The 22144-nt window shown below is 63.9% G+C and carries 22 protein-coding genes; 1 reads left to right on the forward strand and 21 read right to left on the reverse strand.

All coding sequences use genetic code 11. The features are described 5' to 3' along the window. Positions 1–21: 21 nt before the first annotated feature. Positions 22–1131 (reverse strand): hypothetical protein, encoded by a 1110-nt coding sequence (locus K3172_RS09935; RefSeq protein WP_221589606.1) that lies wholly within the window; start codon positions 1129–1131, stop codon positions 22–24. A 150-nt stretch (positions 1132–1281) separates the two neighbouring features. Continuing rightward, positions 1282–1587 (reverse strand): Hpt domain-containing protein, encoded by a 306-nt coding sequence (locus K3172_RS09940; protein WP_221589608.1) that lies wholly within the window; start codon positions 1585–1587, stop codon positions 1282–1284. Positions 1588–1674: 87 nt separating this feature from the next. Here K3172_RS09940 and K3172_RS09945 point away from each other — a divergent pair, with 87 nt between their 5' ends. Beyond that, a complete protein-coding gene (locus K3172_RS09945) occupies positions 1675–4290 on the forward strand; it encodes a coiled-coil domain-containing protein (protein ID WP_221589610.1) in 2616 nt (871 codons plus the stop codon). Between the two features lie 3 nt (positions 4291–4293). On the opposite strand, the gene K3172_RS09950 is transcribed toward K3172_RS09945, so the two are convergent. The 19 genes from K3172_RS09950 to K3172_RS10040 are packed head-to-tail and all read right to left on the reverse strand — an operon-like array spanning position 4294 to position 22141. After that, a complete protein-coding gene (locus K3172_RS09950) occupies positions 4294–4566 on the reverse strand; it encodes a DUF1467 family protein (protein ID WP_221589612.1) in 273 nt (90 codons plus the stop codon). Positions 4567–4578: 12 nt separating this feature from the next. After that, positions 4579–6228, reverse strand: coding sequence for a ribonuclease J (locus tag K3172_RS09955; RefSeq protein WP_221589614.1), 1650 nt, complete (start codon positions 6226–6228; stop codon positions 4579–4581). Then, positions 6225–6998 (reverse strand): type III pantothenate kinase, encoded by a 774-nt coding sequence (locus K3172_RS09960; protein ID WP_221589616.1) that lies wholly within the window; start codon positions 6996–6998, stop codon positions 6225–6227. Before K3172_RS09960 ends, K3172_RS09955 begins: the two co-directional genes overlap by 4 nt. A gap of 3 nt (positions 6999–7001) precedes the next feature. Beyond that, entirely contained in the window at positions 7002–7724 is a 723-nt protein-coding gene (locus tag K3172_RS09965; protein WP_221591096.1) for a biotin--[acetyl-CoA-carboxylase] ligase, read from the reverse strand. Beyond that, entirely contained in the window at positions 7721–9184 is a 1464-nt protein-coding gene (gene nuoN / locus K3172_RS09970) for an NADH-quinone oxidoreductase subunit NuoN (protein ID WP_221589618.1), read from the reverse strand. Before nuoN ends, K3172_RS09965 begins: the two co-directional genes overlap by 4 nt. Next, positions 9184–10728: an NADH-quinone oxidoreductase subunit M gene (locus K3172_RS09975; protein ID WP_221589620.1), complete on the reverse strand. Its 1545-nt coding sequence runs from the start codon at positions 10726–10728 to the stop codon at positions 9184–9186. The genes nuoN and K3172_RS09975 overlap by 1 nt, the downstream gene beginning before the upstream one ends. Beyond that, complete coding sequence (gene nuoL / locus K3172_RS09980; RefSeq protein ID WP_221589622.1) at positions 10728–12719, reverse strand: NADH-quinone oxidoreductase subunit L; 1992 nt, start codon at positions 12717–12719, stop codon at positions 10728–10730. Before nuoL ends, K3172_RS09975 begins: the two co-directional genes overlap by 1 nt. A gap of 6 nt (positions 12720–12725) precedes the next feature. Then, complete coding sequence (gene nuoK / locus K3172_RS09985) at positions 12726–13031, reverse strand: NADH-quinone oxidoreductase subunit NuoK (protein ID WP_221589624.1); 306 nt, start codon at positions 13029–13031, stop codon at positions 12726–12728. Then, positions 13028–13651 (reverse strand): NADH-quinone oxidoreductase subunit J, encoded by a 624-nt coding sequence (locus K3172_RS09990; RefSeq protein ID WP_221589626.1) that lies wholly within the window; start codon positions 13649–13651, stop codon positions 13028–13030. Before K3172_RS09990 ends, nuoK begins: the two co-directional genes overlap by 4 nt. A 27-nt stretch (positions 13652–13678) precedes the next feature. After that, complete coding sequence (nuoI, locus tag K3172_RS09995; protein ID WP_221589629.1) at positions 13679–14164, reverse strand: NADH-quinone oxidoreductase subunit NuoI; 486 nt, start codon at positions 14162–14164, stop codon at positions 13679–13681. Continuing rightward, a complete protein-coding gene (nuoH, locus tag K3172_RS10000) occupies positions 14161–15216 on the reverse strand; it encodes an NADH-quinone oxidoreductase subunit NuoH (RefSeq protein ID WP_221589631.1) in 1056 nt (351 codons plus the stop codon). The genes nuoI and nuoH overlap by 4 nt, the downstream gene beginning before the upstream one ends. Beyond that, the gene (locus K3172_RS10005; protein ID WP_221589633.1) at positions 15213–15401 is read right to left on the reverse strand and encodes a hypothetical protein; all 189 of its coding nucleotides are present in this window, start codon (positions 15399–15401) and stop codon (positions 15213–15215) included. The genes nuoH and K3172_RS10005 overlap by 4 nt, the downstream gene beginning before the upstream one ends. After that, on the reverse strand, positions 15398–17386 hold the full coding sequence (nuoG, locus tag K3172_RS10010; RefSeq protein WP_221589635.1) for an NADH-quinone oxidoreductase subunit NuoG: 1989 nt from the start codon (positions 17384–17386) through the stop codon (positions 15398–15400). Before nuoG ends, K3172_RS10005 begins: the two co-directional genes overlap by 4 nt. Continuing rightward, complete coding sequence (nuoF, locus tag K3172_RS10015) at positions 17386–18678, reverse strand: NADH-quinone oxidoreductase subunit NuoF (protein WP_221589637.1); 1293 nt, start codon at positions 18676–18678, stop codon at positions 17386–17388. Before nuoF ends, nuoG begins: the two co-directional genes overlap by 1 nt. Beyond that, complete coding sequence (locus K3172_RS10020) at positions 18678–18821, reverse strand: hypothetical protein (protein ID WP_221589639.1); 144 nt, start codon at positions 18819–18821, stop codon at positions 18678–18680. The genes nuoF and K3172_RS10020 overlap by 1 nt, the downstream gene beginning before the upstream one ends. Then, positions 18821–19489 carry an NADH-quinone oxidoreductase subunit NuoE gene (gene nuoE, locus K3172_RS10025; protein WP_221589641.1) on the reverse strand — a complete coding sequence of 223 codons (669 nt, stop codon included), beginning with the start codon at positions 19487–19489 and terminating at the stop codon, positions 18821–18823. Before nuoE ends, K3172_RS10020 begins: the two co-directional genes overlap by 1 nt. Continuing rightward, a complete protein-coding gene (locus tag K3172_RS10030) occupies positions 19489–20700 on the reverse strand; it encodes an NADH-quinone oxidoreductase subunit D (RefSeq protein ID WP_221589642.1) in 1212 nt (403 codons plus the stop codon). The genes nuoE and K3172_RS10030 overlap by 1 nt, the downstream gene beginning before the upstream one ends. Continuing rightward, a complete protein-coding gene (locus K3172_RS10035; RefSeq protein ID WP_221589644.1) occupies positions 20697–21218 on the reverse strand; it encodes a hypothetical protein in 522 nt (173 codons plus the stop codon). Before K3172_RS10035 ends, K3172_RS10030 begins: the two co-directional genes overlap by 4 nt. Then, positions 21218–22141: an NADH-quinone oxidoreductase subunit C gene (locus K3172_RS10040; protein ID WP_221589646.1), complete on the reverse strand. Its 924-nt coding sequence runs from the start codon at positions 22139–22141 to the stop codon at positions 21218–21220. Before K3172_RS10040 ends, K3172_RS10035 begins: the two co-directional genes overlap by 1 nt. Positions 22142–22144 lie beyond the last annotated feature (3 nt).

A 22144-nucleotide genomic window follows, 5' to 3' on the forward strand; every position in this document is an offset into this window, starting at 1 on the left:
AGCGGCATGGTTAATCCGCCGTTATGCCCCGGTATCCGGTGCGAGAAAAAGCGTTATCAGCACGATCAGCGCGAGCGCCGCGACGGCGGGCTGCAAGACCCCGAGAAATGCGAAGGGGACCAGCGCGAGGGCGAGCACGACACGGTCCCTGTAGGTTTCATGCCATGTATCGTGCCGAAACCGTTCCCCGAGACGCAGGAGGCCGAACAGCACTGCAGGCACGAACAGGCGGAGCCATTCGGTATCCTCGGGGGATGCAAGGGCAATGAGGATGGCGAGGATCGGGTCGGTCATCCAGTCGATCGTCTTCGCCAAGACAGAACGGGTCGACCCGAACTGGCCAGCCTTGCCGATCCGCTCGACCGTCTCCCCCGCTGCACCGAGCGTGGCCATCAGCGCGCCAAGGCCGAGTGCCGCAACCGGAAAACCAAGCACCGCCAGGGTCAGCGCGCCGATGCCCGCCAAGCCCGCCGCCACTGCCGGAATGCGAACCCCTCGCCCGCCCAGTGAATCCTTGGCGAAGCGCGCGCCGATCCGCTCGGCCACGGCGAGGCCCGGCGCTGTGAACGGGGCAGGATCGGCGTGGGTGTGGATCCATCGGTCCTCGCGCTCGGCCAGCGCCTCCGGGGTCGGGTTGAGGTGCCACATGCCCTCTTCAAGCAACCGCTTCTCTACCGGATAGATCTTCACTCCGGATTGCAAGGCGATCCGCAGCAGGGCCGAAATGACGTCTGCATCTTCCGGCAGTTCGGACAGCCTCTCCACCGCTGATCCCGGAGCCAGCATCACACCCGCCCAGGCAAATTCGAGATCGAGCCGTTCATAGCCCCGCGGCACCGCATCCTCAGCCGGGAAGGCCAGGACGACCGGGCGTGTGATCAGGCGCAGGACCGCGTCATCTGCAGGAAGGATACCCGCCCCCATGACCAGCAGTTCATCTGCTGCGCCGACGATGCCCGACAAGGGCCGCGCACGCTGCATGGCCACGAAGCGCGCGCCGGCCTGTTCGGCTCGCTGCTGTGCCTCGGTCACCTCGCGACCGATCCCGTCGACGAGGCATGCTATCGTCTCGCAACCCGCGGCAATGGCCAGGTCTATCTGCCGGTCGATGATCCGCGATCCGGCAAACATGCGGAAAGGTGCCCGCAACTTGCCCGGTGCGGGGGGATTTTCCAGCGTGGATAGCAACGCGACGCGCAAGGCGCACTCCGGTTCGGGACGGCGACCGGACGGTTCTAGGTTTCCAAATCCGGCTGTGCCACCCCGTCGGCCGGATTTCCCTCAGTCTTGCGTCACCAGCGACGACGCGAAGGCATCGATACGGGAAATTACGCCGGGATCACCCGGCGCTCCGCAGAGAGCCTCGTCGGCCAGGACGACCAGTTCGGTTGCATGAAAGCTCGCTGCCACGCCCCGTAACCGGTCGGCTGCGACACACCAATTCCCATCACAGCGGGAACGGCGCAGCAGGTCGAGCTGGCGCATCACGCTTTCGGCAAAAGCCGAGCGCAATTCCCTCAAAAGCGCGGGATCGTCGCCGGCTGCGGCACCGATCGCAGCATCGAACTGGGCGGATTGATAAGCCATCTTGGCGCAAGACTATGCCTCAACTGGTTAAAGTGGGTTTAAGCATGTCCGAAACGTGATAGCTTTGCGCCCATGAGGAAGCGCTCCATGATCAAGGCAGTCTCTGAAAACACAACGGAAGCTTCTGCGGAAGTCGTTACCGCAGAGGATCTTACGAACGACAGCGGCGAACATTTCGAGGAGCGTTTCGATTTAGTCGAAGAGGAGTGGCAAGAAGACGAGCCTGCACTGCACATGTCATGGCTGGCGCCGGCGCTTGCGCTGCTGACCATCATCGGGTGGACTGCCTTTTACGTCTGGGCGCACCAGGACGCTATGCTGGCTGGCGGGACACCGCAGGATTGGACTACCTGGATCACCAGCTGGTCGATCCCGGTCTTGCTCGTGGTTTCGCTGTGGATGCTCGCCGTTCGCAATTCGCGGCATGAAGCACGGCGATTTGGCGAAGTGGCGCGCCTGCTGTCCGAAGAATCGACAAGGCTCGAAGCGAAGCTGGCTACGGTCAATCGCGAACTCAGCCTGGCCCGCGAATTTCTCGGTTCGCAAGCGCAGGACCTCGAATACCTCGGGCGCTCCGCGAGCGACCGGATATCCGAGCATGCCGACCGCCTGCAGAGCCTCATCCACGACAATGGCCAGCAGGTCGATGCAATCGCCCGCGTCAGCGGAACGGCCCTCGAAAACATGGACCGCCTGCGCGACAACCTGCCGGTCATTGCCAACTCGGCAAAGGACGTATCGAACCAGATCGGCAGTGCCGGGCGGACGGCAAAGGCGCAGCTCGACGAGCTGGTCGCCGGATTCAAGCGGCTTAACGAGTTCGGATCGGCAAGCGAGCGGCAGGTCCTCTCCTTGCGTGAGCGCATCGACGAGGCCCTGACAGCTTTCGAAGCGCAGGCCGATCAGCTTGCGACGATCACCGAGCACCGGTTTGCCCTACTGCGTGAAGAAAGCGAGACGTTCCGGGGCGAACTGGATAGCCGCGAGATCGATGCCCTCGCCGCGATGCGCGCGCGAGCCGAAAGTCTGCGTAGCGAATTGTCCGAAGCGGGCGAAGCGACGAGCGCAGAGCAGGCAGCGGCAATGGACGCGCTCCGCAGCCGTCTGGAGGTGCTGCGGAGCGAGGCCTCAGACATCACGTCCTCGATCCGCTCAGGAGAGGATGTGGCTCTCGCCGCCTGGTCAGGCCAAGTCGAAGAATTGCACACGCGTTTGCGCGATACGATCGAGGAAATCAGCCGGATCGACAATTCGGCGCTCGAATCGGCCAAGGCGAAACTCAAGGCGCTGTTCGACGAAGCCGAAGAGGTGGATGACCGGATTGCCGAGCGCAATCGCCTCTTCGAGGTTCAGACGACGCAACGCCAGTCCCGGTTCGACGAGGCCGAACAGAAGGCGCTAGCCATCATGCACGAGCGGCTGATTGCTCTGGATACAGCCCTCTCGGAGCGTCACGCTGCGCAGATCGAGCAAGCCGATCGGCTCGTCAGCGAAGGTGAGGCCTTGTCGCAAAGATTGGGCGCCCTCGGTGAAACCTTCCGCGTCATCGAAGCTCAGGGGCGCGATGCCAGCACCAGCGTGGCAGCAGGGCTCGATGCGCTCAGCAGCAGGTTGGTGGAAAGCCGCGAAGCGCTCGACGGCACCGACATGGCCGTTGCCGCCCTCACCGATTCCAGCGTGAGGCTCCTCGAACTGATCCAGGCCAGTGCCCGCCAGAGCCGCGACGAACTGCCCAAGGCGATGGTCGCCAGCGAAGAGCGTCTCGCCCGGATCGAATCGCGCGCCGCAGAGGTGCAGACCTTGCTCGACCGCGCCAGGGAAGCGGGCGATGCGGCCGCCGCGAGCATGGAGACGGCCGACGGCCGCGCCCGTGCCGCGATGGAGGACATCGACCGCTTCCAGGCCACGTTCGGCGAGACTGCTGCGGCACAGGTCGCCAGTATCGAACGGCTACGCGCAAGCGTCGCTGCACTCGGGGCCGAAAACGAAGCGGTCGCGCAGAAAGCGCAAGCGGAACTGCGCGCTGCGATTGGCGAACTCGAATCCAGTGCACGCAAGGCCCTCGTCGCGATCGAGGACGAACAAAGCGAGCGGATTGCCAAGCTGGCGAACCAGGTGGGTGACCAGAGCACCCAGGCCATCGAACGGGCACTTGCGGAGCACACCGAAGCGGCGCTCTCCAAGCTCGACGAAGCCACCGGGCGTTCGTCGCAGGCGGGCCGCGAGATCATGCGACAGCTGCGCGACCAGCTTGCCAAGGTCAACGAACTGACGGGCAATCTCGAAAGCCGCATCGCGCATGCAAGGGAACGGGCGACGGAGCACGTCGACAATGACTTCTCGCGCCGCGTCGCGCTGATCAGCGAAAGCCTGAACTCGAATGCGATCGACATCGCCAAGGCGCTCTCGACCGAAGTGACCGACACTGCATGGGCGAGCTACCTGCGCGGTGACCGGGGCATCTTCACACGCCGTGCGGTACGCCTCCTCGACAACACCGAGGCCCGCGAGATCGCCGAGCTTTACGATACCGACCACGATTTCCGAGAGCATGTCAGCCGCTACATCCACGATTTCGAGGCGATGTTGCGGACGATGCTTTCGACCCGCGAAGGCGATGCGGTAGCGGTGACGCTGCTATCCGGCGATATGGGCAAGCTCTACGTTATTCTGGCGCAGGCCTTGGAGCGTCTGCGGCAATAGCGCTCAACGCGCCGACGGGCCCCAGAAGATCAGGTCTTCGGGGCCGATCCAGCCATTGACGTAATTGGCCAAATAAGCAGCCGTCAGCACCGCTGCGAGGACGACGGCCCTCAACAGGATCCTTCCGGGCCGAAATTCCACGGGCGCGCTATCTGCCTGTCCCGGAACCTTCTCGACGCCTGCCTCATCATTCGTGCGCACGCCGAAAGGGAGCAGCACGAAGGCACTGAACACGAGGAACAGGAAATAGATCGCGAGGACGCTCGTCCATTGCATCGCTGTCAGACCTCAAAGATTGGGGAGGATAACGCGCACCTGAGGGCGCTTGCCGGACCAGCGCTGCGCCGCCCTGCGCGCCGCCAGTCGTGCCGCCTCATGCACCGTTGCCTCGGTCCGGCGCTCCTGCCCCTTGAGGCGCCCGAGGGCCTTGCGAATATCAGCAACCGCCTCGGCGACGAATTCGTCATAGTCTTCGTCGAGCGGCAAGCCGACACTGTCGAGCCGCGGGTTGAGGTCGCCGTCGAGCGCGACGATGACGACGCCTTCACGCATGATACGGCGGCGCATCGCTATGGCCTCGCCGTCGGCCGGCACGATGATGTCGCCATCGAGCACGAGACGCCCTGCTCGCACTTCGGCGATCTTGCCCGGAGCACCGGGCGCAAGCCGCACGAGATCGCCATTCTGCTGGACCACCTGGTCGGCTATGCCATTGGCCTTACCGAGCCTGCCCTGCTCCTGCATGTGGCGCATCTCGCCATGGACAGGCACGAGGATGTCGGGACGCAGCCACCCGTAGAGTGCTTCGAGCTCCGGCCGGCCCGGATGCCCCGACACATGGATCATGCTCTGCCGGTCGGTGACCATGGTGATTCCGCGTGCGGCGAGCCGGTTCTGGACCACACCGATGCTGATCTCGTTGCCGGGGATCTGCCGGCTCGAGAACAGGACGACGTCGCCGCTCACCAGCTCGAGCGGATGGTTCTCTTCCGCGATCCGCGCCAGCGCAGCGCGGGGTTCACCCTGCCCGCCGGTCGCGAGAATCAGCAGTTCGCCGCGCGGCAGGCCCATGGCAGTGTCGAAATCGACGGGCTGCGGGAAGTCCTGGAGATAGCCATTGTCCTGCGCCACCTCGATAATCCGGTCGAGCGAACGGCCTGCGACGCAGACCTGGCGACCGGTTTCGCGGGCTACGTCACCGAGTGTCTGCAAGCGTGCAACATTGCTGGCGAAGGTTGTAACCAGCACCCGCTTTCCGGCGTGCCGCTGCACCTCTTCCAGCAGGCCCTTGTGGACAGCCCCCTCCGACCCGCTCGGAGAGGGGTTGAAGACATTGGTACTGTCGCAAACCAGCGCAAGCACGCCCTCGTCGCCGATTTCGGTCAGTTCTTCCTCGGTCGTCGGTTCACCGATGATCGGGTCTTCATCGAGTTTCCAGTCGCCCGTGTGGAAGATGCGCCCATGGGGCGTATCGATGAGCAGGGCGTTGCCCTCGGCAATCGAATGCGCGAGAGGGATGTAGGTGATCTCGAACGGGCCAACCTTGAAGCTGCCGTGATCATCCTCGATCACGTTCAGCACCACCTGATCGGCGACGCCCGCCTCTTCCAGCTTACGGGCGACCAGATCGGCAGTGAACGGCGTCGCGTAGATCGGCACGCCAAGGTCGGCCGCGAAATAGGGCACCGCGCCAATATGGTCCTCATGCGCATGCGTCAGCACGATCGCTTCGAGCTGTGCGGCCCGTTCCTCGATGAATTCGAGATCCGCAAACACGAGGTCGACGCCGGGGTACTGGTCGCCCGAAAAGGTCATCCCCAGATCGACCATCAGCCACCGGCCCTGGCAGCCATAGAGATTGACGTTCATGCCGATTTCGCCCGATCCGCCGAGTGCGAGGAACAGCAGTTCGTCTTCGGGGGTGAAATCCTTCTTCAAGCTGCACGCTCCGCCAGCAGGGCCAGCCCTTCGAGGGTCAGGTCCGCGTCGACCACGTCGAACAGGTCGGTGTGCTCGTCGAACAGGATCGCCAATCCGCCGGTGGCCACGACCCTGGCGGGCCGTCCGATTTCCCTCTTCATGCGCGCGATCAGTCCCTCGATGAGCGAAACGTAGCCCCAGAACACGCCGATGAGCATCTGGTCTTCGGTGTTGCGGCCGATGACGCTTTCGCTTCTGGGCTTTTCGATGGCGATGCGGGGAAGCTTGGCGGTGTTGCCGACCAGCGCATCGAGCGAAAGGTTGATCCCCGGGGCGATGATGCCACCCTTATAGGTGCCGTTGAAATCGACCATATCGAACGTCGTCGCCGTCCCGAAATCGACGACGATCAGGTCACCGTCGTATTTCGCGTGGGCGGCCAGAGTATTGAGTGCGCGATCGGCACCGAGCGAACTGGGCTGCTCGATATCCAGTTCGAAACCCCAATCGGCCACGCCCTGCCCAGCCACGAGCGGAGTCAAGCCAAGGTACTTCTCTGAAAGCACGGTCAGGTTGTGAATGGCGCGCGGCACGACAGACCCGATGATGACCTGCGCGATATCACCCTTGTCGAAACCTTGGAGCTTGGCGAGTTGGAGAAGCCAAACTGCATATTCGTCACCGGTGCGGCGCGGATCGGTCGCAATGCGCCAACGCGCCTTGATCTCGCGCCCCTCGAACAGGGCGAACACGACATTGGTATTGCCGACATCGGCTACGAGCAGCATCGCTCAGCCCTCCTCATTTGCGAGCATGACATCGCCAGCGTGAATGACACGCGCCGCCCCATCCGCCAAGCGCAGAGAAAGCGCGCCATCCGTTGTCAGACCAGCAAATGCCGCAGTGATCGGTTCCTCGCCCGGCGGATGCACAGTCAGCATCGTGCCGATCGGGTGCGCCACACTCTCCCAGCGGCGGACCACCGGATCGAGGCCATAGGTCCGCCAGCGCTCCAGTTCCCGGCCGAATGACGCGGCCAGAGATTGGGCGAAGAGATCGCGGTCCGGCGCCGGACCGAGCGCGCTGAGCGCCATAGTCTTCCGATCGTCGAGCTCGGGAGCTGCCGCAAGGTTTACTCCGATTCCCACGACAATCGCCGCATTTTCGCGCTCCAGCAGGATGCCGGAGAGCTTTGCGTCGGCGTACATCAGATCGTTCGGCCATTTCAGCAGCAGCGGCCGCGGGTCGGGCAAGAGCGGCGCGACCGCCTCGTACAGGGCGACAGCGGCGACCAGCGCCAGACTTGCCGGGTTGGGATCCCGCTCGTTCAGGTGAACCACGGTCGAGCCCATGAAATTGCCCGAGCCGTCGAACCACTTGCGACCTTGCCGCCCTCGCCCGGAGAATTGCCGGTTCGCGACGAGCCAATCGCCCTCGTGGACGGCCTCGCCCGCGCGGACTTGCGCGGCGAGATCGGAATTGGTCGAGCCCGTCTCTTCGACGAAGCGGATCACATCGCCGCGGTAAATGACGCTGCGGCCGCCGCACTCCACTGGCCGAGCGGGATCGTGAGCAGGTAGCCGAGCGGCGAGATGACGAGCACGCTGAGGCCGAGCACGACCCAGTGGCCAAGCGGGCTTTCTGTCTCGAGTTCACGGGTCGGCTCGTCGAAGAACATGACCTTGATGAACTTGAGGTAGTAGAACGCGCCGATGACGCTCGCCGCGATACCCATCGCCGCAAGCGCGACCAGATCGGCCTGCACAGCGGCCTGGAAGACCACGAACTTGCCCCAGAAGCCGAACAGCGGCGGGATGCCGGCAAGGCTGAACATCAGCGCGAGCAGGCACCATGCGAGCGCAGGACGCTTTGTGGACAGGCCGGAGATATCGGCAAAGGTTTCCAGGTTGTTGCCCATCGGATCGCGCAGCATCAGCAGCGCGGTGAAGCTGCCGACGGTCATGGCGACATAGATCGCAAGGTAGGTCATCACGCCCGCCACCCCTGCCGGTGTCGCAGCAGCGAGGCCGATCAGGATGAAGCCGACGTTGTTGATCGAGGAATAGGCCAGCAGCCGCTTGAGGTTCTGCTGCCCGATTGCGCCCAGTGCGCCCACCACGATCGATGCAAGCGCGGCAAAGATGACGATCTGGCGCCAAGCTTCGACCTGTCCGGCGAACGGCTCCATCGCCATGCGCACGAGCATGCCCATTGCGGCGACCTTGGGAGCGGTCGCGAAGAAGGCGGTGACGGGGGTCGGTGCACCTTCGTAGACGTCCGGCGTCCACATATGGAACGGGACGGCGCTGATCTTGAAGGCCATGCCGGCGAGGACGAAGACCACGCCGAACAAGGCGCCGGTCGACAAATCGGCTTCCAGCGCGGCACGAATACCTTCGTAGCTGGTGCCGCCGGTGAAGCCGTAGACCAGGCTTACACCGTAGAGGATGATGCCCGAAGCAAGGCCGCCGAGGACGAAGTATTTCAGGCCCGCCTCCGCAGAACGGCTATCCTGCCGCAGGAAGCTGGCGAGGACGTAGCTCGACAGGCTCGACATCTCGAGACCGATGTAGAGCGTCATCAGGTCGGTCGCCGAAACCATCATGCCCATGCCGACGGCGTTGAACAGCATCAGCACCGGATATTCAGGGCGATAGGCCCCACGCTGGTCGAAGAAGCGCGGCGTCACCATCAGCACGGCGATGGCCGCGAGATAGATCAGCACCTTGCCGAAACTGCCGAAGGCGTCGGCGCGATAGAGGTCGCCGAAGGCACGGCCCGCCACTTCGCTTGTGGCGAGGTCGAACAGGTGCATGCTGAAGATCGCGGCACCGAACAGGCCGGCGACTGCCAGGATCGTGACCATGCGCGCCGACTTCTGGCCGCCCCATGCCGCGACGAGCAGCAGGACGAGGCCGGTCAGCGACAGGCCGACCTCCGCACCGGTGAAATAGAGAGAGCTGGCGAAAGACATCAGTGCGCTCCCTCCGCTTCATGAGCGGCTGCGACAAAATTGGCGTTATGCTCCTTCGGCGCACCGATCTTGAGCTGGCTGTCACCCTCAGGCGCGGCGCGGGCCATTCGCGTCTCGAGCGCGGCAATATCCTGGCGCATGGGGGCGAGGAAGCTTTCGGGATAGACGCCCATCCACAGCACGGCGGCCGCAATGGGTGCGAGCATGATCCACTCGCGCGCATTGAGGTCGAGCATGGCGGCCGCATCGGCGTTCTTCTGTTCGCCGAAAGCGACGCGGCGATAGAGATAGAGCATGTAGGCAGCGCCCAGGATGATACCGGTGGTGCAGACCAGAGTGACCAGCGTCGAGACCTTGTAGAGGCCCGCCAGCGCGAGGAATTCGCCGACGAAGTTGCTGGTGCCCGGCAGTCCGACAGAGGCCATTGTGAAGAGCAGGAAGAACAGCGCGTATTTCGGCATGTTGATGCTGAGTCCGCCGTAACGGTCGATCTCGCGCGTGTGCAGGCGGTCGTAGATCACGCCGACGCAGAGGAACAGGGCGCCCGAGACGAGGCCGTGGCCGAGCATGACCATCATCGCGCCTTCGATGCCCTGCACGTTGAAGGCGAACAGGCCTGCCGTCACGATCGCCATGTGGGCGACCGAGGAATAGGCGATCAGCTTCTTCATGTCGTGCTGCACCAGCGCGATGAGCGAGGTGTAGACCACTGCGACCATCGACAGGCCGAACACCAGCCAGGCGAACTGCGCGCTGGCTTCGGGGAACATCGGCAGGCTGAAGCGGATGAAGCCGTAGCCGCCGAGCTTGAGCAGCACGCCGGCGAGGATCACCGAACCCGCGGTCGGCGCCTGAACGTGCGCGTCGGGCAGCCAGGTGTGGACGGGCCACATCGGCATCTTCACCGCGAAGCTGGCGAAGAAGGCGAGCCACAGCCACGTCTGCGCACCTGCCGGGAAGTCGTAGTTGAGCAGCGTCGGGATGTCGGTGGTGCCCGCCTCGTTCACCATCCACATCATCGCGATCAGCATCAGGACCGAGCCGAGCAGCGTGTAGAGGAAGAATTTGTACGAGGCGTAGATGCGGTTATCGCCGCCCCACACGCCGATGATCAGGTACATCGGGATCAGGCCGGCCTCGAAGAAGATGTAGAACAGGAACATGTCCTGTGCGGCGAACACGCCGATCATCAGCACTTCCATCAGCAGGAAGGCGGCCATGTATTCGCCGACGCGCTTGGTTATCGCATCCCAGCTGGCGAGGATACAGATCGGCATCAGGAAGACGCTGAGCATGATCAGCATCAGCGCGATGCCGTCGATGCCGAGGGCATAGCTGAAGCCCGCGAAGATCTCCGCGCGCTCGGTAAACTGCCACTGCGCGCCGCCAATGTCGTAATTCGCCCACAGCAGGATGCCGAGCGCGAGGTCGAACAGCGTCGCACCCAGCGCCAGCATCCGAGCGCTCTGCGCGCCCAGGAACAGGCAGGCGATGGCGGCCGCAAGCGGAACCGCGAGCATCAGCGAGAGGATGGGAAATTCCATCAGAAGAGCACCCAGGTCACCGCGGCGACGAGCCCGAGGAGCATCACCAGCGCATAGCTATAGAGATATCCGGTCTGGAACTTGCGCGCGCCGACCGAGCCCTTTTCGACCACCCAGGCAACGCCATTGGGGCCGAAGCGGTCGATCGTGCCGATATCGCCGAGTTTCCAGAACTGGCGGCCGAGCCAGAAGGCCGGCACCACGAAGAGGTAGTGGTAGAGCTCGTCGAAATACCACTTGTTGTAGAAGAACCGGTACACCGGGCCGAGCTGTTCCGCCGCCTTAGCCGGGATCGAGGTGTCCTTGATATAGGCGTACCAGGCGACGAACAGGCCGATCAACATGACGATGAAGGCCGCGTACTTCACGAGGTACGGCACGGCGTGCATCGCGTGGATCAGCGGCTCGTTATAGTAGATCGAACCGTTCCAGAAGGCCGCGCTGTCGAGGAAGGTCGGAGCGAACACCTGCCCTGCCAGCACTGCACCGATCGACAGCACGCCGAGCGGGATCAGCATGGTCAGCGGGCTTTCGTGCGGATGATAGCCACCCGTCGTGTCCGCACCGGCTTCTTCGGGCGTCTTGTGGACGGAGTGCTGGATGTGCTCGCTCTCGATCCATCGGGGCTTGCCCCAGAAGGTGAGGAACATCAGGCGCCAGCTGTAGAAGCTGGTCAGCAGCGCCGCGAAAGTGCCCATCCAGAACGCGAAGTTGCCGAGTTCGGTGCCGCGACCGTAGGCCACCTCGAGGATCGCGTCCTTCGACCAGAAGCCCGCGAAGCCTGCGCCGAGGTGGTAGATACCCACACCGGTGATCGCCAGCGTCCCCGCCATCATCGCCCAGAAGGTCAGCGGGATGTGCTTACGCAGCTCGCCGTAATAACGCATGTCCTGCTCGTGGTGCATCGCGTGGATCACCGAACCGGCACCGAGGAACAGCAGCGCCTTGAAGAAGGCGTGCGTGAACAGGTGGAACATCGCCGCGCCATAGGCGCCGACGCCGGCGGCGAAGAACATGTAGCCGAGCTGCGAGCAGGTCGAATAGGCGATGACGCGCTTGATGTCCCACTGCGTCGTGCCGACGGTGGCGGCGAAGATGCAGGTCGCTGCGCCGATGAAGGTCACCATGCCGAGCGCGACCGGCGCGGTCTCGAACATGGGCGACAGGCGGCAGACCATGAACACGCCCGCGGTCACCATCGTGGCCGCGTGGATCAGCGCGGAGACCGGGGTCGGGCCTTCCATCGCGTCGGGCAGCCAGGTGTGCAGGCCGAGCTGCGCCGACTTGCCCATCGCCCCGATGAACAGGAGGATGCAGAGCACATCCATCGTCGCCACGCGGTAACCCAGGAAGCCGATCGTCGCCCCGCTCATCGAGGGTGCGGCGGCGAGAATCTCGGGGATCGAGACCGTGTTGAACACCAGGAAGGTGCCGAAGATGCCAAGCATGAAGCCGAGGTCGCCCACACGGTTGACCACGAAGGCCTTGATCGCGGCGGCGTTGGCGCTGGGCTTCTTGAACCAGAAGCCGATCAGCAGGTAGCTGGCGAGACCGACGCCTTCCCAACCGAAGAACATCTGGACGAGGTTGTCGGCGGTCACCAGCATCAGCATGGCGAAGGTGAACAGCGAGAGGTAGGCGAAGAACCGCGGCTGGTCCGGGTCTTCCTCCATATAGCCCCAGCTATAGAGGTGCACGAGCGCCGAGACGGTGGTGATCACCACCAGCATGACTGCCGTCAGCGTATCGACGCGCAGCGCCCAGTCGAAGGTCAGGTCACCCGACTGCATCCATTGCAGCACGGGTATGACGCTCGCTTCCGCTGTCCCGCCGACGAAGCCGAGAAAGATCGGCCAGCTGAGCAGGCAGCTGACGAACAATGCCCCGGTCGTGATCGACTTGGCGAACACGCTCGGCGCGGCCTTGTTGGTCAGGCCGGCGACGATCGACGCGAGCAGCGGCAGGAAGACGATGAAAAGGATCGGATGCACCGGTGCTTACCCCTTCAGCCGGTCTGCGTCGTCGACCGCGATGGTGCCGCGGCTACGGAAATAGATGACGAGGATGGCGAGCCCGATGGCCGCCTCGCCCGAGGCGACGGTCAGGACGAACATGGCGAAGACCTGCCCGATCATGTCGGTGAGGTAGGCGCTGAAAGCCACGAGATTGATGTTCACGCTCAGCAGGATCAGCTCGATCGCCATCAGAATGACGATGATGTTCTTCCGGTTGAGGAAGATGCCGAGCACGCCGATCACGAAGAGGATCGCGCTGACGACGAGATAGTGTTCGATGCCGATCACAGCTCGACCCCCTTGCCGATCTCCGGCTGCTTCATGACGGTTGCCTCGTCCGGGTTGCGGCGGACCTGCTTGGTGATGTTCTGCTGCCCGCGCGCGCCGTCGGGGCGCTGGCGGTGGGTCAGGACGATGGCGCCGACCATGGCGACGAGCAGCACGAGGCCGGCCGCCTCGAACAGGAACAGGTAATCGCGATAGAGCACCGCGCCGAGGCTCTCGATATTCGAACGGTCGAGCACGGGTGCGGCAGCGCCGCTCGGCGTGCCGAGCTCGAATGCGCCGGCGCGATATGCGCCAAGGCCCAGCACCAGCTCCGCCAGCAGGATCGCGGCGATTGCGAGACCCAGCGGGAAGTTCTTGATGAAGCCTGCCCTCAATTCGGCATAATCGATGTCGAGCATCATCACCACGAACAGGAACAGCACCGCGACCGCGCCGACGTAGACGATCACCAGCAGCATCGCGATGAACTCCGCGCCCACCAGCACCATCAGCCCCGCCGCGTTGAAGAAGGCGAGGATCAGCCAGAGGACCGAGTGCACGGGGTTGCGCGCCATGATCACCAGCACGGCGCTGGCGATCAGCAGCACGGCAAACAGGTAGAAGGCGAAGGTCTGAATCATGAGCCCTGTTTCTCGTTGGCGCGGCGGTTAGCGATAGGGCGCGTCGGCTTCAAGGTTCGCGGCGATTGCCCGCTCCCACTTGTCCCCGTTGGCCAGCAGTTTCGCCTTGTCGTACAGCAGTTCCTCGCGCGTTTCGGTCGCGTATTCGAAGTTCGGACCCTCGACGATGGCATCCACCGGGCAGGCTTCCTGGCAGAAACCGCAATAGATGCACTTGGTCATGTCGATGTCGTAGCGCGTGGTGCGGCGGCTGCCGTCCTCGCGCGGTTCGCTCTCGATCGTGATCGCCTGCGCGGGGCAGATCGCCTCGCACAGCTTGCAGGCGATGCAGCGCTCTTCGCCGTTGGCGTAGCGACGCAGCGCATGCTCGCCGCGGAAACGCGGGCTGATCGGGTTCTTTTCGAACGGGTAGTTGATCGTCACCTTGGGCTTGAAGAAATACTTCAGCGTAAGGGCGTGCGCCTTCACGAACTCCCACAGGGTGAACGACTTGATGAGGTGCGCGACGCTCATGCGGCGGCTCCGAAGTGGCCGGTCGCCATCAGGTAACCGGAAATGACGACGATGAAGATCAGGCTCATCGGCAGGAAGACCTTCCAGCCGAGGCGCATCAGCTGGTCGTAGCGGTAGCGCGGCACGGTCGCCATGACCCAGCTGAAGAAGAAGAAGAACATGAAGCCCTTCAGCAACAGCCAGACGATGCCCGGGACGGCGTAGAGCGGCTCCCAGTCGATCGGCGGCAGCCACCCGCCCCAGAACAGCAGCGCGTTGAGCATGCACATCAGCAGGATGTTGGCGTATTCGCCGAGCCAGAACATGGCGAAGGCCATCGAGCTGTATTCGGTCTGGTAACCGGCGACGAGCTCGGACTCGGCTTCCGTCAGGTCGAAGGGCACGCGCTGCGTTTCGGCAAGGCTGGAGATGAAGAACACCACCCACATCGGGAACAGCAAAGGATGAACGACATAGGCGTTGATGAAGCCCAGCCCGAAGCCTTCCTGCGCGCGCACGATGTCGTTGAGGTTGAAGGTCCCGGCGAACAGCACGACGCAGACGAGAATGAAGCCGATCGAGACTTCATAGGAGATCATCTGCGCGGCGGCGCGCATGGCGGAGAAGAACGGGTACTTCGAGTTCGACGCCCAGCCCGCCATCACCACGCCGTAAACGGACAAAGAACTGATCGCGAGAATGTAGAGCAGGCCGACATTGATGTCCGCCAGCACGGCTTCCGCGCTGAACGGCACCACTGCCCAGGCGGCGAGCGCCACGGTGAAGGTCACGATCGGCGCGAGGATGAAGATGCCCTTGTTCGCGGCCGAGGGGATGATCGTTTCCTGCAGCATCACCTTCAGCGCGTCGGCGAAGCTTTGCAGGATGCCAAACGGGCCGACCACGTTCGGGCCGCGACGCAGGTTGATCGCGGCCCAGACCTTGCGGTCGACGTAGATCACCATGGCGACCGCCAGCATCACCGGCAGCGCGATCAGCAGGATGCCCGCGATCGTGGCGGTAAACCACGCCGCTTCGTAGCTCATGCCGAGGGATTGGAAGAATTCGGTCATTGGTCTCCGTCTCCGCCACCAGCGAAGTCGCCATAGCCATCAGGGTTGCCTTGACCGGACTCGAACCAGCTGTTTGATCCAGCCACGTCTTTTCGGTCGGTCATCCACATCGAGACGCGCGCCAGCCCGAGCAAGGCGACAAATGTCACAGCAATGGCCGCAATGACGATAAGCATCGTACTCATTCCGCTGCCTCCGCCAGGTCGCCGCCGTGGAGCAGTTCTGCCGAGCAGCGCTGCATCACCTCGCTGGCGCGGGCGATCGGGTTGGTGAGGTAGAAATCCTTGATCGGATAGGCGCTGATCGTGCCTTCCGCCTTCGCCTTGGCGTCCGCCTTGGGCAGCGCGCCGTAATCGGCGAGCCCTTCCTCGCCTAGCGCCGGGACTTCCGCGATCATCGCAGCCTGCAATTCGGCGAAGCTGTCGAAGCCGACGTTTACGCCCAACGCATCGGCCAGCGCGCGCAGGATCGTCCAGTCTTCACGCGCGTCACCCGGCGCAAAGACGGCCTTCTCGGCGAACTGCACGCGGCCTTCGGTGTTGACGTAGGTCCCGTCCTTCTCGGCATAGCTCGCCGCGGGCAGGATGATATCCGCCGCATGCGCGCCCTTGTCGCCGTGGTGGCCGATGTAGACCTTGATCGCGTCGGCGAAGGGTTCGAAATCCATCTCGTCCGCGCCGAGGCTGAGGACGACCTTGGGCTTGGCCGCCGCAATGTCCTTCATCCCGCCCTTCTGTGCGAAGCCGAGCATCAGCCCGCCCATACGCGCGGCGCTGAAGTGGAGGACGTTAAACGCCGCGCCGAACTCGTGGGCCAGCGCCAGTGCCTTGCCGTGGGCCCCCTTGAGCGCAGCCCCGCCGAGGATGATCGCAGGCTTCCCGGCGTTCTTGAACGCTTCGGCGACTGCATCTGGCAGCTTGTTGAGGACGCCCAGCTCTTCGCCAAGGAATTCCGCCGGATAGGTCGTTTCCCAATAGGGACCGACGACAAACACCTTCGCGCCGCGCTTCACCGCCTTGCGGATGCGCACGTTGACGAGCGGAGCTTCCCAGCGAACGTGGCTGCCGACGATCAGGATCGCATCGGCCTGCTCGATCCCCGCGAAGGTCGAATTGAAATTCACCGCCGCGAGGTTCGACACGTCGTAATCCATGCCGGTCTGGCGGCCTTCGATCAGGCTCGAACCGCAAGCCTTGAGCAGCGCCTTGGCTGCGAACATGGTTTCGCAATCGACCATGTCGCCGGCAACGGCTGCAATGCTCTTGCCCGGCTTTGCCTTGGCGATGGCCTTGAAGGCCTCGTCCCAGCTGGCGGGCTGGAGCTTGCCCCGCTTGCGCATGAAGACCTTGTCGAGGCGGCGCTTGGTCAGGCCGTCGACCTGATAGCGCGCCTTGTCGGAGATCCACTCCTCGTTCACGTCGTCATTGATGCGCGGAAGCGCGCGCATGACTTCGCGGCCGCGGCTGTCGAGGCGGATGTTCGAACCGACCGCATCCGACACGTCGATGCTGAGCGTCTTCTTGAGCTCCCACGGACGCGCTTCGAAGGCATAGGGGCGCGACGTGAGTGCACCGACCGGGCAGAGGTCGATCACGTTGGCCGACAGCTCGTGCTCGGCCGCCTGCTCGAGATAGGTCGTGATCTGCATGTCCTCGCCGCGATAGAGCGCGCCGATTTCGTCCACGCCGGCGATCTCTTCGGAGAAGCGCACACAGCGGGTGCAGTGGATGCAGCGGGTCATGACCGTCTTGATCAGCGGGCCCATGTATTTCTCGGTGACCGCGCGCTTATTTTCTTCATAGCGCGTCGCGCCGCGCCCATAGGTTATCGACTGGTCCTGCAGGTCGCATTCGCCGCCCTGGTCGCAGATCGGGCAATCGAGCGGGTGGTTGATGAGGAGGAACTCCATCACCCCTTCGCGCGCGGTCTTGACCATCTGGCTGTCGGTGCGGATTTCCTGGCCCTCGGTGGCCGGCAGTGCGCAGCTCGCCTGCGGCTTGGGCGGTCCGGGCTTCACCTCGACCAGGCACATGCGGCAGTTGCCGGCGATGCTCAGCCGCTCGTGATAGCAGAAGCGCGGGATTTCCTTCCCCGCAAGCTCGCACGCCTGCAGGACGGTGGCGCCGTCCGGAACCTCGATTTCCTGACCGTCTACGGTGACCTTGGGCATTATTCGGCTGCCTCGGCAAACTTGGCGTTGTGTTCTTCGATCCGGCGTTCGAGTTCCGGGCGGAAGTGGCGGATGAGGCCCTGGATCGGCCAGGCCGCCGCGTCGCCCAGCGCGCAGATGGTGTGGCCTTCGACCTGCTTGGTGACCTGCTGCAGCATGTCGATTTCCTCGATCGCCGCATCGCCGGTGCGCAGGCGTTCCATCATGCGCCACATCCAGCCGGTGCCTTCGCGGCAGGGGGTGCACTGGCCGCAGCTCTCGTGCTTGTAGAAATAGCTGAGGCGGCTGATCGCGCGGACGATGTCGGTCGACTTGTCCATCACGATGACACCGGCGGTGCCGAGGCCCGAGCCGAGGTCCTTGAGCCCGTCGAAATCCATCGGCGCGTCCCAGATCTGCTCAGCCGGCACCAGCGGAACCGAGGAACCGCCGGGGATCACCGCGAGGAGGTTGTCCTTGCCGCCGCGAATGCCGCCGCAGTGCTTCTCGATCAGCTCGCTGAACGGAATGCTGAGCGCTTCCTCGACCACGCAGGGCTTGTTCACGTGCCCGCTGATCTGGAAGAGCTTGGTGCCCTTGTTGTTCTCGCGCCCGAAGCTCGCGAACCAGCTTGCGCCGCGGCGCAGGATGGTCGGGACCACGGCGATCGATTCCACGTTGTTCACCGTGGTCGGGCAGCCATAGAGACCCGCGCCTGCCGGGAACGGCGGCTTGAGGCGCGGCTGGCCCTTCTTGCCTTCGAGGCTTTCGATCATCGCGGTTTCTTCGCCGCAGATGTAGGCGCCCGCACCGCGGTGCAGGAAGACGTCGAAATCGTAGCCCGACTTCGAGGCATTCTTGCCAATCAGGCCCGCGTCGTAGGCCTCGTCGATGGCAGCCTGCAGCGTCTCGGCCTCGCGGATATATTCGCCGCGGATGTAAACATAGGCCGCCCTCGCCCGCATGGCGAAGCCGGCGACCAGCGCGCCTTCGATCAGCTTGTGCGGATCGTGGCGGATGATTTCACGGTCCTTGCACGAACCGGGTTCGGATTCGTCGGCATTGATGACGAGGAAGCTGGGACGACCGTCCTTGCTTTCCTTCGGCATGAACGACCATTTGAGGCCGGTCGGGAAGCCAGCGCCGCCTCTGCCGCGCAGGCCCGAGGCCTTCACTTCTTCGATGATCGAGTCCTGCCCGCGCGCGATCAGCGACTTGGTATCGTCCCAGTCGCCGCGCTGCTGCGCCGCCTTGAGGCCCCAGTCCTGGAAGCCGTAGAGGTTGGTGAAGATGCGGTCCTTATCGGCAAGCATCAGGCGAACCCTCCGAAAACGAAGATGGCGACGGCGATGAGGATCGCGGCGAGGACGACAGTCTTGACGACGCCCTTGAAGACCTTCCACGCGACCACGATCAGGATCAGCGCGACGATGATGGAGATGATGTTGCTATCCATCACCATTCGCCCCGGTAATCGTGATTGGCGTCGACCATGTCCTTGAGCGTGGTCGGGCCGCCTTCGGGCTCGCTGGTGCGCTTGCCTTCGATCTGCGTGCCGGTCTTGGGCTGCTCGCCCGCGGCCAGCGCGTCGAGGATCGCGTCGAGCCGTTCGGGCGTAAGGTCCTCGTAATTGTCGTCGTTGATCTGGACCATCGGCGCGGTGGCGCAATTGCCCATGCATTCGACTTCGGTGAGGGTCCAAAGGCCGTCTTCGGAGACGTGGCCCTTGCTCATGCCGCGCTTCTTGCAGGTTTCGAACAGCCCGTCCGAGCCGCGCAGCATGCAGGGCGTCGTGCCGCAGACCTGCACGTGGTACTTACCCACGGGCTTCATGTTGTACATGAAGTAGAAGGTCGCGACCTCGAGCACGCGGATCACCGGCATGTCGAGATAGTCGGCGACATATTCGATCACCGGCAGCGGCAGCCAGCCCTGCGTGTTCGTCTCTTCACCGACCTGGCGCTGGGCAAGGTCGAGCAGCGGCATCACCGCCGATTTCTGGCGCCCTTCCGGATAGCGCGCAATCGCCTTGTCCGCCTTGGCGCGGTAGCTTTCGTTGAACTCGAAAGCGCCCCAGCGCTCGCGCAGTTCGGGGGTGTCGGGTGCGGGGGAACGGTCAGCCATTAGCGGTCACACTCCCCAAACACGACATCGATTGCGCCGAGGATGGCGGTGGCATCGGGCAGCATGTGGCCTTTGCTCATGAAATCCATTGCTTGCAGGTGGCTGAAGGCCGTCGGACGGATCTTGCAGCGATAGGGTTTGTTCGAGCCGTCGCTGACGAGGTAGACGCCGAATTCGCCCTTGGGGCTCTCGGTGGCGACATAGACTTCGCCCGCGGGCACGTGGAAGCCCTCGGTGTAGAGCTTGAAGTGATGGATCAGCGCTTCCATCGACTGCTTCATCTCGGCGCGCTTGGGCGGCGCAACCTTGCGGTCGTCGGAGCAGATCGGGCCCTGCGGCATCTCCGCGAGGCACTGCTTGATGATCTTCTTGCTCTCGTAGACTTCCTTCACGCGGACCACGAAGCGGTCGTAGCAGTCCGAATTGGTGCCGACGGGAATGTCGAACTCCATCCGGTCGTAGACGTCATAGGGCTGCGACTTGCGCAGGTCCCACGGGATGCCCGCGGCGCGGATCATCGGGCCGGAGAAGCCCCAGGCGACAGCGTCGTCCTTGCTGACCACGGCGATATCGACATTGCGCTGCTTGAAGATGCGGTTGTCGAGCACGAGGCTCATGGCGTCGCCGAACAGTTCGGGCAGGCGCGTGTCGAGCCATTCGCCGATGTCGACCAGCAGCTTCTCCGGCACGTCCTGGTGGACGCCGCCGGGGCGGAACCATGCCGAGTGCATGCGCGCACCAGAGGCCCGCTCGAAGAAGTTCATGCAGTCTTCGCGCAGCTCGAAAACCCACAGGTTTGGCGTCATCGCGCCGACGTCCATGACGTGCGCGCCGATGTTGAGCATGTGGTTGCAGATGCGCGTCAGCTCGGCGAACAGCACGCGCAGGTATTGCGCGCGGATCGGCACCTCGACATTCAGCAGCTTCTCGATCGCGAGGACGTAGCTGTGCTCCATGCAGAGCGGCGAGCAATAGTCCAGCCGGTCGAAATAGGGCAGCGCCTGCAAGTACGTCTTGTGCTCGATCAGCTTTTCGGTGCCGCGGTGCAGCAGGCCCACGTGCGGATCGATGCGTTCGATAATCTCGCCGTCGAGTTCCATGACCATGCGCAGCACGCCGTGCGCCGCGGGGTGCTGGGGCCCGAAGTTGATCGTGTAGTTGGTGATGACCTCGTCACCGGTGGTCGGCGACTGTTCGAGTTGCATGCTCATGCGCAGATCCACTTGCCCGAATACTGGCTGGTGTTGCCCGCGGCATCGCGCATCACGACATTCGCATTGCGGCTCTGGCCGGCACCGGCCGCGACCGACATGGCGAGCGAGAAGCCCTCGCCTTCGAACTTCGTGCCGTTCTTGATGCCTTCGAGCCCGCCGGGGCCGGCGTCCATCATCACCAGCGTGTTGCCGACGCGGACCACCGCCTTACCCGGCAGGGTCGCCTCGTTCATGCCCGCGGCGATGATCATTTCCTGGCTGCCGACCATGAAGGTACAGCCGCCCTGACGCGGCCCGAGGTTGACGCCCGCGACGTCGCCCAACTGCTGCAGCTGGGTGAGATTGGCACCGGGCGGCGGCGATTTTACGGCCGTATTGGGCGCATTCGGATCGGCCTGCGACGGGTCGATCTCGCCCGAGCCGATTCGGCTGGCGAAATCGTCGGCGCTTTCCTGGTCGTTCGATTGCGAACAGGCAGCAAGCGCCAGCAGGGCGATGGGGAGAAGAGCACGCATCACTGATCGTCCTTCTTCTTGGCAGGAGCCTTGCGCTTCGCCTGGGCCTTCTTTGCCGCGGCAGGCTTCTTCTTCGCGGCAGGCTTGGCCTCGGGTTCTGTCGCCTTGGCGGTGCCTGATGCCTTCCCCTTGCGCTTGGCGCGCGCAGGGCGGTCCTCGGTCGGCTCGGGAGCCTCGGCGTCCTTGCCGCCATCTTGCTCGGCCGGAGCCTTGGCGCTGACCTTTTCGGCGGCCTTGGCATCGGTCTTCGCGCCAGCACCGGTGTCGGACGGCTTCTCGGTCGTCTTCGGGTCGTTGACCGGCGGCGTATCCGCCTTCTCGTCGCCCGGCAGCACGTAATCCGCGCCTTCCCATGGCGACATGAAGTCGAACTGGCGCAGGTCCTGCGCAAGCTCGACCGGCTCGTACACGACCCGCTTCAGGTCTTCCGAATAGCGCAGCTCGGTAAAGCCGGTCAGCGGGAAGTCCTTGCGGAAGGGATGCCCTTCGAAACCGTAGTCGGTCAGGATGCGGCGGAGGTCGGTATTGCCGGCGAAGAGCACGCCGTACATGTCGAACACTTCGCGCTCGAGCCAGCCGGCGTTCGGCCATAGCGTCGTGACGGTCGGCACGGGCGTGTCCTCGCTCGCGCGGCACTTCACGATGATGCGGCTGTTCTTCGTGAGGCTGAGCAGCATGTAGACGACTTCGAACCGTTCGGCGCGGCTCGGATAGTCGGCCCCGGCGATTTCCATCAGCTGCTGGTAGGCGTGATCATCGCGCAGCACGCGCAGTGCGTCCTCGACGCTGTCGCGCTTCACGTGCAGCAGCAGTTCGCCATGCTCCTCATGCGCTTCGACCAGATGATCGCCGAGCGCCTGCGAGAGCGCGTCCTTCAACCCGTCGATCCGCGTGAAGCGGGGCGCAGAATGCAGTGTAGCCATCGC

The sequence above is a fragment of the Qipengyuania proteolytica genome, from assembly GCF_019711565.1.
Taxonomy (GTDB): domain Bacteria; phylum Pseudomonadota; class Alphaproteobacteria; order Sphingomonadales; family Sphingomonadaceae; genus Qipengyuania; species Qipengyuania proteolytica.